Genomic DNA, 15,444 nt, shown 5'->3' on the forward strand with positions numbered 1-15,444 from the left:
TTATCCTTTAACTCATGCGAGTCGCTTTTGTGTCTGAGAGCTTCCTGCCCAGCGTCAACGGAGTGACGAACTCAGTTCTTAGGATGTTGGAGCACCTGAAACGCCGTGGGGATGAGGCAATCGTCATAGCTCCTAAGCACCCAGACGGCATGCCCACCTCCTACCAGGGCTTCCCCGTTTACGCCACGTCCTCGATGAGTCTGGTGTGGTATCCGGAGCTCAGGTTGTCGACGACACGCAACCGCACGATCAAGAAAATGTTCGCCCAGTTCCGTCCGGACGTCGTGCACCTGGCTGCGCCATTTGCGCTTGGTCACACGGGCATATTGGCGGCGTCGAAGCTGGGCATCCCGACCGTCGCGCTCTACCAGACCGAAGTTCCGAAATATGTTGCCACCTACGGTTATCCGGCCGTGGAACCGCTTTTTTGGCGCTACGTGAAGCGGATGCACAACATGGCCACAATGACGCTGGCGCCTTCTTCTTACACCCGCGATGAGCTCGAAAGGAGAGGCTTCGAGAGGGTTCAGGTGTGGGGTCGAGGCGTGGACGCCGAGCGGTTCAGTCCGGCCAAACGCAACCAGTCGCTGCACGACTCTTGGGCTCCGAACGGCGAGACGGTAATCGCATACATGGGACGTCTCGGGCGCGAAAAACAGGTCGAGGATCTGCGGGTGCTTTTGAATCTGCCGAACACAAAGCTGGTGGTCATCGGAGACGGGCCCAAGCGCAAAGAGCTCGAAACCATGCTACCTGGGGCGATATTCACGGGAATGAAAACCGGTGACGAACTGCCCGTGTACCTGGCCAGCGCCGACATTTTCGTTCACCCAGGCGAAACTGAGACGTTCGGTCAGACCCTACAGGAGGCCCAGGCATCCGGTCTTCCGGTGGTCGCGACGGGCAAAGGCGGGCCGATAGACATCGTCCGAGACCGCTTCAACGGATACCTCTACCCGCCGGGTGAACTGGGCGCGCTGCGCTCGTCAGTCGCCGGATTGGTTTCTGATCCAGACAAACGCCAAGCGTTCGGCCAGGCAGGGCGCCGGCGAGCTTTGAACAGGAGCTGGGCGAAGCTTTGCGAGCAGCTCGTCGGATACTACGACGAGGCGATCTCGAGCACGCTCGTCACGGGAGCCTAAACTAACCTGCCAATCAGTTCGGCCATGGCCTTTGCAGCCTCTTCGGGAGTGTGCGGGCCTGGGTTTGACCGTGCAGCCATAGCCTGGATGGAGGCGCCCAACGCTCCGATGAGAATTGCTGGGTACTCACCGCCCATTGCGGCTAACAAAGTGCCACAGATACCAGCGAGAACGTCCCCGGAACCGGCTTGCGCGCTCCAAGCGGAGCCCTCGGTGGCGATGATCACGTTCTCGCCGTCGCTGACGAATTGGGTGGCGCCCTTCAGCAAAACCGTGGCACCAACCTTGTTCGCGGCGTTTTTGACGCTTCCGATGGGGTCGTCTTCCACCTCGAAACGTTCGACTCGAAGCAGCCTGGCCAGCTCGCCCGCGTGCGGAGTTAGCAGGCTGTTTTCGGGCAACTTTAGCCCCTCTAGGGAATCGATGGCTTCGGCATCGATGACCATCGGGACGTCGTCGCTGACACGCTTTTCCAGGCGTTGCTTATCAGGCCCACCCCAGCCCGAACCGACCAACCAGGCCTGCACTTTCCCGACGCCGATGGTGACGGAAGAAAATTTCGAGACCACGGTCTCTTTAGGAACTGGACCGGCGTATCGAACCATGCCGGCACCCGCATGGAGTGCGCCGGAAAGGTTTAGAAAAGCGGCCCCGAAATACTTCTGCGAGCCAGTGTCTATGCCCAGCACGCCACGAGAATATTTGTCGCTTGTGTGATCCGGAACCGGCCACAGCCCGCCGACGTCCAACTCGTCCAGCTGACCGATAGCTGTTTCGGGCACCTTTAGACCGATGTCTGGCAGCCGAACCTCGCCGCACTTCGCCTTAGCTGGATAGGCCACCTGGCAGAACTTGAAAGCGCCAAAAGTGACGGTCACATCGGCAGGCAGACATGGAGCCGAAACCCGGTGGCTATCGGCATCCAGACCGGACGGAATATCCACCGCTAGAACCGGGGCGCCCGTATACTCCACAAACTCGGCCAGTCCCACCATGTTGGCTGGAATGCCTGGACGCCCGCCGATGCCGAACACAGCGTCGATGACCAGATCGACGTCTAATTCATCGAAAGAATCGACTAGCGTCGCTCCTGCCTGCAAGGCCGCGCTCAGACCAGCCTCGTGGGTCTTATTCAGGGGCAGCCAAACGTAAACCTGGAACCCCAGCTTCGCCAGCCGGCTGGCCGCGTACAACCCGTCGCCGCCGTTGTTGCCCGGCCCCGCCGCGACGAGCACGGTACCGCCGGGAACAATCATCGAATCCGCCATCTCGGCCACCTGCGCGGCGGCACGCTGCATCAGATCGACGTCGGGATTCGCCTGAAAGAAGGCCTCCTCAGCCACACGGATCTGGGCGACGCGGGCAACCTGCCTCATAGCCCCTCGCAGACCACCTGGGCGACGGCAAGACCGGCATCGTGTGAAAGCGACAGATGGGTGTCTAGCACGCCTGCCTTTTCCGCGGCGGCCTTAACCGTTCCGCTGAGCACCAGATGAACTTTTCCGGACGAGTCCGAGATCACCTGGCAATCGTGCCAGCGCAATCCACCAGGTCCGCCCAAGGCCTTCACCAGCGCCTCCTTAGCGGCAAACCTGGCAGCCAGAGACTGGTCGGAGCGTCTCTCGCCCTCGCTGTTGACCAATTCATCGGCTGTAAACAGCTTGTTCGCCAAACCGGGATGTCGCTTCAGAGCGGCGCTCATCCGGTCTACCTGGCAAATATCAACACCGATACCGATGATCCGGGTCATTACGCATCCCTTACCTAGTTACTCCACTGTTACCGACTTGGCCAGGTTCCTCGGCTGATCGACGTCGTTGCCCAGCAAGGTGGCCAGTTCACAGGCGAAGAGCTGCAGCGGAATGACTGAGACCAGCGGCTGTAGCAGCGTGGAAACGTGCGGCAGCCAGATGACCTTGTCGGCGAACGGAACCACTGACTCATCGCCTTCTTCGGTCAGCACGATCGTGCGCGCTCCTCTAGCCCTTACTTCTTGAATATTAGACACGACCTTCTCGTGAAGCTGATCGCGTCCCTTAGGTGGGACGATCACGAACACCGGCATACCGGGCTCGATGATCGCGATCGGGCCGTGCTTCAGCTCGCCTGCGGCAAATCCCTCGGCGTGCTGGTAGGCGATCTCCTTCAGCTTCAAAGCGCCTTCCAGGGCGACCGGATATCCCACGTGACGGCCAAGGAATATGAAGTCGTTGAGGCCGACGACCTCGCGAGCAAGCTCATATACATCATCCGCCTGGTCTAGTACGTGCTGGATGAGCTCCGGAGTCCGCTCAAGCTCGGCCATGATCGTCTTGATCTCGTCGCCATACTTCATGCCACGAACCTGAGCCAGGTAGAGACCGAGCAGGTAGCAGGCCGCCAACTGGGTCAGGAATCCCTTGGTGGAGGCCACGCCGATCTCCGGGCCGGCGTGGGTGTAAATAACCGCATCAGATTCGCGCGGGATGGTGGCACCGTTGGTGTTGCAGATGGCGATCACCTTGCAGTGCTGCTCGCGAGCGTGACGAATCGCCATCAAGGTGTCGGCGGTCTCGCCCGACTGGCTGATCGTTACGCACAGCGTCATCGGATCAACGATGGGATCCCGGTAGCGGAATTCGCTGGCCAGCTCGACCTCGCAAGGCACGCGAGTCCAGTGTTCGATCGCGTACTTGGCTACCATACCCGCGTAGTATGCCGTGCCGCAGGCGACGATGACGATCTTGTTTACCCGGCGAAGATCCTCGGGACGAATGCTCATCTCGTCCAGAACCAGCTCGCCGTTAGCCGAATAGCGGCCAAGTAAGGTGTCGGCTACCGCGCGCGGCTGCTCGAAAATCTCCTTGCGCATGAACCAGTCGTAGCCGCCCTTTTCGGCAGCGGACGCGTCCCAATCAACGTGATAGCTGCGGGTCTCAGCGTCGGTTCCATCGAAGTTGATGACCTTGATTTCATCTGCGCTGATCTGAACGATCTGGTCCTGGCCGAGTTCAATCGCCTCGCGGGTGTGTTCGATGAAAGCCGCGACATCGGACGCGACGAAGTTCTCGCCCTTGCCCACGCCGACGACGAGCGGCGAATTCCTGCGGGCCGCGACCACGTGCTTCGGGTCCGTGGCGTCGACCGCGACCAGAGTGAAAGTGCCCTCGAGTCTGGCTACTACCTCGCGCATGGCATCCAGGAGGTTATTGTTCTCTACTGCCTTGCCGAGCAACTGAGCGACAACCTCGCTGTCGGTCTCCGAGTTGAACTTGACGCCCTGGCCGATCAGCTCGTTGCGAAGCTCGGCGAAGTTCTCGACGATTCCGTTGTGCACCAAAGCAACTCTGCCGTTGGCGCTGACGTGGGGGTGGGCGTTTTCGTCCGTCGGGCCGCCGTGCGTTGCCCAACGGGTGTGACCGATTCCGGTGGTGGCCTCGGGCAGTGCGTGCGCAGCGAGCTCGTTTTCCAGGTTAGACAGTTTGCCAGCCTTTTTAGAGGTGTGCAGCCCGTCAGCTCCGACGAGCGCGATACCCGCCGAATCGTAGCCGCGATACTCCAGGCGGCGTAGGCCCTCGATTACTACGTGCTGTGCCGACTTAGCGCCGACGTATCCGATGATTCCACACATAGAGTTATCTTCTCGCAAAGCTGCACGTCACAACAAGCCAACCACGGTTTTTAGGCTCAAGAAAACTAAAAAATAACTTCCCGTTATGACATAGGAGCTTTTCAACTGTAATATTTTGGGAGCTTATCCGCCGAGACCCTAAGCTTGATGCAAATGACTATCGCAGTCCGCCAGTCGCCTAACAGGCCCTGGCTAATCCTTCCAAGGCAGAGTTGGGCGCAACTGGCCCAAGCCTCGCACACGACGCTCGATAGCGCGACCCTTGAAAAACTCAGGGGCCTGCAAGACCCAACCAGCCTGCAGGACGTCGAAGAGGTCTACCTGCCGCTGACTCAACTTGTCGAGCTTTATCGCAAAAACACCGCGCGGATGTACTCGAATTCCAACGAATTCTTGGGCATCAAGCCCACCCGCACCCCGTTCGTGATCGGCGTAGCCGGTTCCGTCGCCGTCGGCAAATCCACCACTGCTCGTCTCCTCGCTGAGCTGCTGCGCAGGCAACCTTCCGCGCCGAAGGTGGATCTGGTGACGACCGATGGTTTTCTCTTCCCCAACGATGAGCTTGAGCGCCGCGGAATCCTTGATCGCAAGGGCTTCCCCGAAAGCTACGACCAGCGCGCAATGCTCGAATTCGTCATCGCGGTTAAATCGGGCAATCCGAGGGTGGTCGCGCCGAAGTATTCGCACCTCATCTACAACATCGTCAAGGACGACAAAATCGTCATCGAACAGCCAGACGTGCTAATCGTCGAGGGCTTGAACGTTCTGCAGCCCGCCACCATTCAACGCAATGGTCAGCGGCTCACCGTCAGCGACTTCCTAGATTTCTCCGTCTACGTGGACGCCGACGAGGCCGACATTCGCCGCTGGTACCTATCCCGCTTTCTAGCCTTGCGCTCCAGCGCTTTCGCGGACCCGAGCAGCTACTTCCACAAGTACGCCACTCTGGACGACTCCGAAGCCCGAGAAACCTCGCTTTCGATCTGGGAGACCACTAATGGCCCGAACCTTCGCGCCAATATCGACCCGACCCGCGAACGCGCAACCGTTGTGCTACGTAAGTCCTCCGACCACTCGATCCGCCACGTGCGAATCCGCAAGATCTAGGCACCTACCCAGCGGCTATACGCTGTATCCGCAAAATCAACGGGAACCAAAAGATTCGACTACGAACTTTTTGGTTCCCGCTGTTCTTCGACGTGGTGATCGGTTTGGGTGCCAACGTCTGGTGGTTGGCCTGGTTGATTATCGACGGTTGTGGGATTCGGGTCTTTGCGTCACTGGGCACGTGTCTCCGCTTCTCACCCAAGCGACGCTTGGGTATCGTCGCTCCCGCCACGCCATGATGTTCCTTCAAAGACCCGAACTCCCACAACCTCAGATTCCTAGGTGCCCACCCGCGTCCATGTGGATTAACGAGGTGGAAAAAGCTCGACATCGAACATTTTCTTCCACATTGATCCGCCAAGATTTAACGAGGAAGAAAAGATCCGACTACGAACAATTTCTTCCACGTTAATTTTCACTGGCGACGCGGTGACCACTTTTAAAAGTGAGGGTGCTGGGCTGGGTTGGTTTGACGAGCATCGAGGCGTGGCGAGAGTGATAGCTCGTTCATTGCGCAAGCGATAAGAGATGAACGAAGACACGGCGACTCGCTCGACAAAGCAACCCAGACCAGCAACCACCCAGAAGCTACAAGATCAACCACGATATGCGACACCAGACGAGGAGGCCCAAATCCAGCAGCAGGCAAAAACAAGTAGGACAGAAAAAATGTCCCCGGAATCCTCCGGGGACATTTGAGATTTGTTGTTTTTACAGCGCGAGGCGTTCGGCGACCAGTTCGGCAAGGCGGTGTGCCACCTCGTCGGCCTTTTCTTGGGTCGGGGCCTCAACCATGACGCGAACCAGAGGCTCAGTTCCGCTCGGGCGCAGGACGACGCGGCCGGTCCCGCCGAGTTCCTGATTTGCGGAGGTCACGGCCTGGGTGATCTCAGGATCCAAGGAGGCGCGCAGCTTGTCGACATTAGGGACGTTGATAAGCACTTGCGGCAGCTGCTTCATTACGCTGGCGAGCTCGGCAAGCGGTTTGCCCTGGCGGACCATGGCAGCTGCAACATGCAGAGCGGTCAAGACGCCGTCACCGGTGTTGGCGTATTCGCTGATAATGACGTGGCCGGACTGTTCGCCACCGAGGGTGAAGCCGTTTGCCTGCATGGATTCCAGCACGTAACGGTCGCCCACCTTCGTCTGGTCGATGCTGATGCCGTTGGCCTTCATGGCAAGCTTCAGGCCGAGGTTGCTCATGATCGTCGCAACCAAGGTGTCGCCGTGCAGTTTGCCCTGCGATTTGAGCGCTAGAGCGAGAATCGCCATGATCTGGTCGCCGTCGACTACGTTTCCCTCAGCGTCGACTGCCAGGCAGCGGTCGGCATCGCCGTCCATGGCGAAACCGGCGTCTGCACCATTTTCAATGACGGCCTTGCGAAGGCCATCGATGTGGGTGGATCCGGCGTTGTCGTTGATGTTCAGGCCATTGGGCTCCACGTTGATGCCGATGACCTCGGCGCCGGCCTTCTCGAAAGCCGGAACGGCAGTGTAGGAGGAGGAGCCGTTAGCCCCGTCCAAGACGACCCTCAGACCCTTTAGAGACTCACCATTCAGGCTTTCTGCGAGGTACTCGATGTACTTGCCGAGCAGTGTGTCGTCGTAGGTGATGTCGCCAACCTTGGCGCCGGTTGGCAGCTGCCACTTGGCGTCGAGCTGGCGCTCGATCTCGTCCTCGATCGCGTCATCAAGCTTAACGCCGCCACGCTGGAAGAACTTGATGCCGTTGTCGGGCATCGGGTTGTGGCTTGCGGAAAGCATGACGCCCAGGTCGAATTTTTCGCTAGCCACCAGGTGTGCAAGACCGGGGGTCGGCACTACGTCTACGTCGACGACGTCCACACCCGCGCTAGCCAGACCAGCACATACGGCGGCTTTCAGGAAAGACCCGGAGATTCGGGTGTCGCGCCCGACGATCGCGCGAGGACGCTTATCGCTAAACGCCCCAGCCTCGCCGAGCACGTGCGCAGCTGCCACCGAAAGTTTCAGGGCCAGATCTGCTGTTAAATCTATGTTTGCGACGCCACGGACGCCGTCAGTTCCAAATAGTCGTGCCATGAGCTATAAACTATCGCGATCTCAAGCGAGCTTCACCTTTGGCGCGCTAGGAAGTGGGGCTCGCCAACTCAAAAGGCGAGCCCGACGACTATGCTGACAGCTCCAATCCGCTGGCTGAAACGCCGACCACAAGTCCTTCTTCGGTGGGGGTCAAAGACTCGTAGGTCAAGCCGGGGGCCTCAGGCAGCGTAGTTGCCATCTGTTTCTGGGCCTCCTCGCTGTTCAATAGTTCCTCAGGAATCGTGAAGCCCGCGAACTGCGCCTTGACATCCTTGTAACGGATCTCGTTGCCGGCCAGCACTAGGCCGAAAGTGATGTCCATCTTGGAGCTGGTGCCCATGATTTCCGCGTTTCCTTTGGCCCCGACCCGCTCATCGCCCGCGTAGTACATGCTGAGTTCGTTACCGGTTTTCCTGGACAGTTCATCGTAGGAAAGCGTAAATGTGCCTCGCCCAGAATCAACCTTGCCGCTGCCCTCTTTCGGCAAGTACAAAGTGTCGAAACTCAAGTCTGCTTTGGCAATGCGGAAGTCCTGGTCGGCAATGTACAGGTTGTCGGCCTGGAGCGTGCCGGAAGAGATTTTGTGGTTGAAAAAATACTTCATGAACGGGAAACCATCGAACTTCACGTTCGCGCCGGCAGGCCCCGATTCGCTTGAGAACTCCTGCATGATCTGATCGCGGGTGGCGATCTCGGCGTTTCGTTTGACCGCTGTATCCGCCACAACGAATCCCACCGCAAGGGCGACCACGATCAAAATGGCGAGAATCCACTTGAGGGCAGTACGCAATTTAGACTCCTAAAAGTTCGTCTATGCCGATTGTCAGGCCAGGGCGATCGCCAATAGCGCGAACTGCGGCCAGGATGCCGGGCATGTAGCTGCCGCGATCGAATGAATCGTCACGGACGGTCAACTGCTCGCCGGGGTTACCGAAGATGACCTCTTGGTGAGCGAACAGACCGCGGGAGCGAACCGCGTGGATGTGAACGCCGTCGATCTGCGCTCCCCTAGCCCCATTCGGATCTGTCTGGGTGGCATCGGGAATCTGCGCGCAGCCGGCCTTTTCTCGTGCCTGAGAGATCGCGCGGGCGGTGGTCTGCGCGGTACCCGATGGCGCATCTAACTTGTCGGGGTGGTGCAGCTCGATTATCTCTACGGACTCGAAGAACGGGGCTGCCTTCGCTGCAAAGCTCATCATCAGCACGGCAGCGATAGAGAAGTTCGACGCAATGATCGCGTTCGCCTTGCTGGAAGCCTGCCATTTGCGAACCTTGTCGTACTTTTCGTCCGTGAACCCCGTGGTGCCAACTACGGTGTGGACGTTATTGCTCAGGCACCACTCGATATTGCCAAGAACCGCGTCGGGGACGGTGAAATCGATCGCCACATCCGCAGCTTTGACCGGTTCGCGGTCCTCTCCTGCGTCAATCGCTGCAACCAGCTCCATGTCTTCGGCTTCTTCGACCGCCTGGCAAATGCGTTGACCCATGCGACCCTTTGCCCCAAAAACTGCAACCTTTATCACTTAAAATCTCCTCACTTCGTTACAACGAACACTACTAGGTGCTGGTGACAAAAATATGAATAAAAATTGGCGGCCCGGAGGGGCCGCCAATCAAAGTTATTTATTTATTTGAAGAATTACTCCTCGGATGCCTCGGCGTCCTCGGACTTTTCTTCTTCAACCACCGGGCTGAGCGACAGCTTGCCACGGTCGTCGATGTCGGTGATCTCAACCTGCAACTTCTGGCCGACGCTGACGACGTCCTCGACGGACTCGACGCGATTGCCATCGTTCAGCTTGCGCAGCTTCGAGATGTGCAGCAGGCCATCCTTGCCCGGGAGCAAGGAGACGAATGCGCCGAAGTTGGTCAGCTTGACGACGGTACCCAGATAACGCTCGCCCTTCTGCGGCATGACAGGGTTAGCGATCGCGTTGATCTGCTTGCGCGCAGCCTCCGCGGACTCGCCGTTGTCGGCGCCGACGTAGACGGTGCCGTCCTCCTCGATGGAGATGTTGGCGCCGGTCTCGTCCTGGATCTGGTTGATGATCTTGCCCTTAGGCCCGATCACCTCGCCGATCTTGTCGGTCGGGATAGTGACGGTGATGATGCGCGGCGCGGTCTCAGCCATCTCGTCGGGCTCGTTAATTGCCTCGTTCATAACGTCCAGGATGGTGATGCGGGCCTCGTGAGCCTGCTTCAGGGCGGCAGCCAGAACGTCAGCCGGGATGCCGTTTAGCTTGGTGTCAAGCTGGAGGGCGGTGATGAAGCCCTCGGGGCCTGCAACCTTGAAGTCCATGTCGCCGAGCGCGTCCTCAGCACCCAGGATGTCGGTCAAGGTCAGGTAGTGGGTCTCACCGTTCTCGTCGGTCTCGCTCATCAGGCCCATTGCGATGCCTGCGACCGGGGCGCGCAGCGGAACGCCAGCATTCATTAGAGCCAGGCTGGATGCACAAACCGAACCCATGGAAGTGGAGCCGTTGGAGCCAACCGCCATCGAGTTCTGGCGAATCGCGTAGGGGAATTCCTCGCGGGCCGGAAGAACCGGGGTGATAGCGCGCTCGGCCAGGTGACCGTGGCCGACCTCACGACGTTTCGGGGAGCCGACGCGGCCAGTCTCACCGGTGGAATACGGCGGCATCTCGTACTGGTGCATGTAGCGCTTGGTGTTGTTCGGGCTCAGGGTGTCGAGCTTCTGTTCCATGTCGAGCATATTCAGCGTGGTGATGCCCATGACCTGGGTCTCGCCGCGCTGGAACAGCGAACTGCCGTGAACGCGTGGAATGATGCCAACCTGAGAGCTCAGCGTGCGGATGTCCTTGGGGCCACGACCATCGATGCGCTTGCCTTCCTTTAGGACGCGGTTGCGCACGATTTTCTTCTGAACTGCCTTAAAGGCGCCACCAATTTCGGCCTCGCGCTCGGCGAACTCCTCCTTGGCGACGAGCTCCTCGACGACCTTGGTCTTGAGTTCCTTCTCGGCGTCCTGACGCTCGAGCTTGTCGGCAATCTGCATGATGCGGTCCAGCTCGTCGGAGGCCAGCTTCTCGACTGCCTCGTAGACGTCGTCTTCGTATTCCTTGAATACGGGGAATGGGTAGGTTTCCTTATTGACCTGCTCGGCGAGCTCGGCCTGAGCGTCGCAAAGAACCTTGATGAACGGCTTGGCAGCCTCGAGACCCTGAGCAACGACCTCTTCGGTCGGGGCGGTCTTGCCTGCGCGGACGTTGTCCCAAGTGGCGTCGGTGCCGCCGGCCTCAACCATCATGACGGCGATGTCGCCATCGGCCAGCACGCGGCCGGCAACAACCATCGAGAAGGTCGCTGAAGCGTCCTGCTCGTAGGTCGGGAACGCAACCCACTGATCGTCGATCAGGCTGATGCGGACGCCACCGATCGGGCCGCTGAACGGCAGGCCTGCGATCTGGGTGGACATCGAAGCCGCGTTGATAGCAACAACGTCGTACTGAACGTTCAGGTCCATGGCGAGCACGGTAACAACTACCTGAACCTCGTTGCGCAGGCCCTTAACGAAAGCCGGACGCAGCGGGCGGTCAATCAGGCGGCAAGCCAGGATGGCGTTGTCGCTGGGACGTCCCTCGCGACGGAAGAAGCTGCCCGGAATCTTGCCAATGGAGAACATCTTCTCCTCGACGTCAACAGTTAGCGGGAAGAAGTCGATGGATTCGCGCGGGGTCTTCTGCGCGGTGGTAGTGGAAAGCAGCATCGAGTCGCCATCCATGTAAACTGCGGCGGCGCCGTCGGCCTGCTGAGCCAGCAGACCGGTCTCGAAGCGCATTACGTGCTTGCCGAATTTGCCATTGTCGATAATGGCCTCAGAGTATTTGATTTCAGGTCCCTCCACGGGTCCTCCTTATGTAGTCGTAGCCGGGCGAATCTGCGCCTCGGCTGTTTTCAAGGGGGAAACCACGGGCCGGTCTTCGATCGAGGCCAACGGGCATTCTTCCCGGCAGCCACTACCGAGGACCAAACCGCATTCCCCAGTACCTATTTAGTTTTTCGCTTCCCCTTGCATTATCCACTTAACTCGGGGAACTTGGCATGCAGATTGTCCATTACACGCCAATGGGGAGCGACCGCTCGAGCAGCCACTCCCCAAATAAGTCAAAACGTCACCGGCGCAGACCCAACCGCTTAATGAGTTCACGGTAGTGGTTGATGTCTTCCTTAGCCACGTAGTTGAGCAGACGACGACGCTTACCAACCATCAGCATCAGGCCACGGCGAGAGTGGTGGTCGCCTTTGTGGACCTTCAGGTGCTCGGTCAGGTCGGAGATTCGCTTGCTCAGCAGCGCAATCTGAACGTCGGGAGAACCAGTGTCACCCGGGTGCGTTGCGTACTCTTCAATAATTTTGTTCTTTTCAGCTGCATCCATGAAGACAGCTCTCCTTTCAGTTTCCCGTTGCGCGGCGCAACTTAAGTTGCTCTTGGGCATCCGCGGCCGATCAGACGGCGATTGAATACTCTAGCAGTTTGGCGCCCAGCCACCTAAATCGCCTGGCAAGGCGAAAGACCTAGGCGGACGGGGCCAGCAGCTCGCGGGTTTTTTCCACGTCCTTATTCATCTGCTTGACAAGCTCGTCGACGGAGCTAAATTTGATCATTCCGCGCAGCTGGGCGACGAAGTCCACCGCGATCCACTTTCCGTAAAGCTCGAGGTCGTCACGGTCTAGCACGTAAGACTCGACGCGTCGATTGAGAACGCCGTCGAAGGTCGGGTTGGAGCCAACGCTGATCGCGGCAGGCATTTTCACGTCCGGATCATCGAGCACTCTAACCCAGCCGGCGTAGACGCCATCCGCGGGCACCTCGTATTCGGAACTGATGGGCAGGTTCGCGGTCGGGAAACCGAGCAGTCGGCCGCGTTGATCACCGACGACCACCACTCCCCTGACCCGGAAGTATCGCCCTAGATTAACCGCGGCAGTCTCGACGTCCCCGGCCTGCAGCGCCTCTCTGATCGCGCTGGAACTGGCAACACGATGCTCGATCTCGGCCAGGGCAACCTCGTCTACGTCGAAGCCGTCTGAAAGACCGGCTGAATACTCACGCAGATCCTGCGGAGTCCCTGCCGCCTTCTTGCCGAATCGGAAGTTCTCGCCGACGACTATTGCTGCCGGGTTCAGCGGCATCAAGATCGTCTCGATGAATTGCTGCGGGCTCCACCCGGAGATCTCTTCGGTGAACTGAACCACGCGGACCTCGTCGACGCCGTTGGAGGTCAGCAGATCCAGGCGTTCGGGCAGCGGGCACAGCAGCTTAGGTGTGTGCTCTGGATTAAAAATCTTCGTCGGATGCGGCCAGAAAGTAACCGCCAGCACGGGCAGCGGCCCCTCATCGTCCGTGAGGGCTGTTGCGTGTGCTCGGGCGCGATCGATCAGCGACTGGTGACCGAGATGGACACCGTCAAAGTTTCCGATCAACACCACGCTGCGGCGCATTGAGACCTCCGAAATCGATGAGTGAACCGCACATCAGCTTAGAGGCAAGAAGCGTGAATTAACCAACTGCGCTAATCTGCCTTGCGTGGAATTGTTTATCTCAGCTGCTGCAATCTTTATCCTCATCATGGATCCGCTCGGAAATATTCCGCTTTTCCTCACGGCTCTTCGCCACACGGTAGCCCGCCGCAGGCGCAGAATCGTGGTTCGAGAGTTGCTTATCGCGCTGGTCGTCATGCTCATATTCTTGTTCGGCGGCCAGACGTTCATGAAGATTTTCGACGTCTCCCCACCTGCTCTGACTGTTGCGGGTGGCGTCATCTTGATGCTGATCGCGCTGCGCATGATCTTCCCGACGCCAACCTATTCGTTGAGCGAAAGGGTGCCGGAGGACGAGCCCTTCATCGTGCCGCTCGCCGTGCCTTACGTCGCCGGGCCAAGTCTGTTGGCGATGGAAATCGTGCTCGTCTCGCGCAACCCGGAGGGCATTGCTTGGTATCTGCTGGCGCTTATCGTCTCTTGGCTCGTCACCGCCATCGTGCTGTTCTTCTCGCAGTCCCTGATCAAGCTGTTTGGCGAAAAGACTTTGACTGCCATCGAACGCCTGATGGGCATGGTGTTGGTCATCGTGGCCGTGCAGATGACGCTGAACGGCATCGCGGATTACTTCTCGCTTGCCACCCACTAATCGGCTCAAACTAAAAAGTCGCCCGAACTTCGGGCGACTTTTTAGATCCACCTGATTTATCAGATCAACACTGCAAGCGGCTTTGCGCCCGGGTCATCTGGTGCGTAGAGCGCGATCAGGTTACCTTCCGGATCAACCAAACCAGTTACTGGCCCCTCGACGGTGATGTCTAGCGGTTTGCCATAGCCGACGTTTCGCGCCTGAGCTTCGTCCACGTTTCGTACGGGAAAGCTAAACCGAGCGGCCTGAGCCATCGGCAACATGGCTTCTTCGCTAATGTCGTCGAGAGCCACCGCGTCCGCCAAGTTGTAGCGGCCAATCCTGCTGCGACGCAACATCGTCAGGTGGCCGCCGACGCCGAGCGCTTCGCCTAGGTCCCTGGCAAGCGCGCGAACGTATGTCCCTGAGCTCACTTCGACCTCGACATCAACATCCAAGACCTCGCCCAACCTGCGAACATCTAGCACGTCGAAGCGACTGACGGTCACTGGTCTGGCGGCTAGCGCCACGTTCTCGCCCTTTCGGGCCAGAGCGTAGGCGCGCTTCCCGTTCACCTTGATCGCAGACACCGAGCTGGGCACCTGCATGATGTCGCCTGTCAGCGGCTTGATTGCTTCGGCTAGCTGCTGCTCGCTGATGGAGCTTGCATCGCTAGCCTGGATCAGTTCGCCCTCTGCGTCATCTGTGGAGGTCGACTGGCCCAATCGAATGGTTGCGGAATAGGCCTTGTCGTGAAGCGCAAGATGACCCAAAAGCCTTGTTGCCTTGCCAACGCCCACGATCAGAACGCCGGTGGCCATCGGGTCGAGCGTGCCCGCGTGACCAACCTTCAACTTTCTTTTCCTAGCATCGAAGACCCGCCGGACCCGACCAACCACTTGCTGGCTGGTCAGCCCGGCGGGCTTATCGACAATCAGAATTCCAGAATCACTCATCAGCACGATACGGATCGGCGTCGCCGGCGAACTTATCGCCTCGTTGGCTGGCCAGCTGTTCGTCCGCGATGCGAACCCTGTCTAGGAGTTCTTCGATCTCGCGGGCGGACTCCTGGGAGCCGTCGGGGACGAAAGTCAGGGTCGGCACGAATTTCATACCGAGCTTCTTGCCTATGACGCTGCGCATCATGCCCTTGGCAGATTCGAGAGCCGCCGCCGTGTCAGTCTTGCCGTCCACGGCGTCCGCTTCGCGCCCGTCTAGGGACGAACCGAAATCGGTGTAGAAGACCGTAGCTTCGCGACCGTCGCCGGTCACCCGAACGTCGGTGATCGTGACGAACCCTAGGCGGGGGTCCTTCACACGACGCTCGAGCAACTGCGCGATTATTTTACGAATCTGGTCTGCAATCTTTCCAATACGCGGATTAGTCATGC

14 protein-coding genes are annotated in these 15,444 nt (G+C 59.0%); 3 read left to right on the top strand and 11 right to left on the bottom strand.

The window, feature by feature from the left end; genetic code table 11:
- Window positions 1-14: 14 nt before the first annotated feature.
- Window positions 15-1,142, top strand: coding sequence for a glycosyltransferase family 1 protein (locus HMPREF1255_RS00390; RefSeq protein ID WP_016455577.1), 1,128 nt, complete (start codon window positions 15-17; stop codon window positions 1,140-1,142).
- Here the strand turns inward: HMPREF1255_RS00390 and HMPREF1255_RS00395 are convergent.
- From HMPREF1255_RS00395 to glmS, 3 genes are read right to left on the bottom strand one after another with little or no spacing between them, the layout of a single operon-like run.
- Complete coding sequence (locus HMPREF1255_RS00395) at window positions 1,139-2,518, bottom strand: NAD(P)H-hydrate epimerase (RefSeq protein WP_024110462.1); 1,380 nt, start codon at window positions 2,516-2,518, stop codon at window positions 1,139-1,141. The genes HMPREF1255_RS00390 and HMPREF1255_RS00395 overlap by 4 nt on opposite strands.
- A complete protein-coding gene (locus HMPREF1255_RS00400; protein WP_016455575.1) occupies window positions 2,515-2,892 on the bottom strand; it encodes a holo-ACP synthase in 378 nt (125 codons plus the stop codon). Before HMPREF1255_RS00400 ends, HMPREF1255_RS00395 begins: the two co-directional genes overlap by 4 nt.
- Window positions 2,893-2,910: 18 nt before the next feature.
- On the bottom strand, window positions 2,911-4,752 hold the full coding sequence (gene glmS, locus HMPREF1255_RS00405; RefSeq protein WP_024110486.1) for a glutamine--fructose-6-phosphate transaminase (isomerizing): 1,842 nt from the start codon (window positions 4,750-4,752) through the stop codon (window positions 2,911-2,913).
- 147 nt (window positions 4,753-4,899) lie between these two features.
- Here glmS and coaA point away from each other — a divergent pair, with 147 nt between their 5' ends.
- A complete protein-coding gene (gene coaA / locus HMPREF1255_RS00410; protein WP_036916596.1) occupies window positions 4,900-5,859 on the top strand; it encodes a type I pantothenate kinase in 960 nt (319 codons plus the stop codon).
- A gap of 711 nt (window positions 5,860-6,570) precedes the next feature.
- On the opposite strand, the gene glmM is transcribed toward coaA, so the two are convergent.
- From glmM to HMPREF1255_RS00445, 6 genes are all read right to left on the bottom strand, one after another.
- Window positions 6,571-7,920, bottom strand: coding sequence for a phosphoglucosamine mutase (gene glmM / locus HMPREF1255_RS00420; protein ID WP_016455572.1), 1,350 nt, complete (start codon window positions 7,918-7,920; stop codon window positions 6,571-6,573).
- Window positions 7,921-8,008: 88 nt separating this feature from the next.
- Window positions 8,009-8,710, bottom strand: coding sequence for an LmeA family phospholipid-binding protein (locus HMPREF1255_RS00425; protein ID WP_024110397.1), 702 nt, complete (start codon window positions 8,708-8,710; stop codon window positions 8,009-8,011).
- Window position 8,711: 1 nt separating this feature from the next.
- The gene (dapB, locus tag HMPREF1255_RS00430; protein WP_024110417.1) at window positions 8,712-9,446 is read right to left on the bottom strand and encodes a 4-hydroxy-tetrahydrodipicolinate reductase; all 735 of its coding nucleotides are present in this window, start codon (window positions 9,444-9,446) and stop codon (window positions 8,712-8,714) included.
- Between the two features lie 116 nt (window positions 9,447-9,562).
- Window positions 9,563-11,788, bottom strand: a complete 2,226-nt coding sequence (locus tag HMPREF1255_RS00435; RefSeq protein WP_016455569.1) for a polyribonucleotide nucleotidyltransferase — start codon at window positions 11,786-11,788, stop codon at window positions 9,563-9,565.
- A 268-nt stretch (window positions 11,789-12,056) separates the two neighbouring features.
- Window positions 12,057-12,320, bottom strand: coding sequence for a 30S ribosomal protein S15 (rpsO, locus tag HMPREF1255_RS00440; RefSeq protein ID WP_016455568.1), 264 nt, complete (start codon window positions 12,318-12,320; stop codon window positions 12,057-12,059).
- Between the two features lie 139 nt (window positions 12,321-12,459).
- Complete coding sequence (locus tag HMPREF1255_RS00445) at window positions 12,460-13,386, bottom strand: bifunctional riboflavin kinase/FAD synthetase (RefSeq protein ID WP_016455567.1); 927 nt, start codon at window positions 13,384-13,386, stop codon at window positions 12,460-12,462.
- 85 nt (window positions 13,387-13,471) lie between these two features.
- Between HMPREF1255_RS00445 and HMPREF1255_RS00450 the strand changes: the two genes are divergently transcribed.
- The gene (locus HMPREF1255_RS00450) at window positions 13,472-14,074 is read left to right on the top strand and encodes a MarC family protein (protein ID WP_016455566.1); all 603 of its coding nucleotides are present in this window, start codon (window positions 13,472-13,474) and stop codon (window positions 14,072-14,074) included.
- 59 nt (window positions 14,075-14,133) lie between these two features.
- Here the strand turns inward: HMPREF1255_RS00450 and truB are convergent, their stop codons facing one another.
- Together truB and rbfA are read right to left on the bottom strand one after the other, a co-directional pair.
- Window positions 14,134-15,009 (bottom strand): tRNA pseudouridine(55) synthase TruB, encoded by an 876-nt coding sequence (gene truB, locus HMPREF1255_RS00455; protein WP_036916602.1) that lies wholly within the window; start codon window positions 15,007-15,009, stop codon window positions 14,134-14,136.
- Window positions 15,002-15,442 (bottom strand): 30S ribosome-binding factor RbfA, encoded by a 441-nt coding sequence (gene rbfA, locus HMPREF1255_RS00460; RefSeq protein WP_016455564.1) that lies wholly within the window; start codon window positions 15,440-15,442, stop codon window positions 15,002-15,004. Before rbfA ends, truB begins: the two co-directional genes overlap by 8 nt.
- Between the last annotated feature and the right edge of the window lie 2 nt (window positions 15,443-15,444).

It is taken from the genome of Propionimicrobium sp. BV2F7, assembly GCF_000510445.1.
In the GTDB taxonomy this organism is placed as follows: Bacteria; Actinomycetota; Actinomycetes; order Propionibacteriales; family Propionibacteriaceae; genus Propionimicrobium; species Propionimicrobium lymphophilum.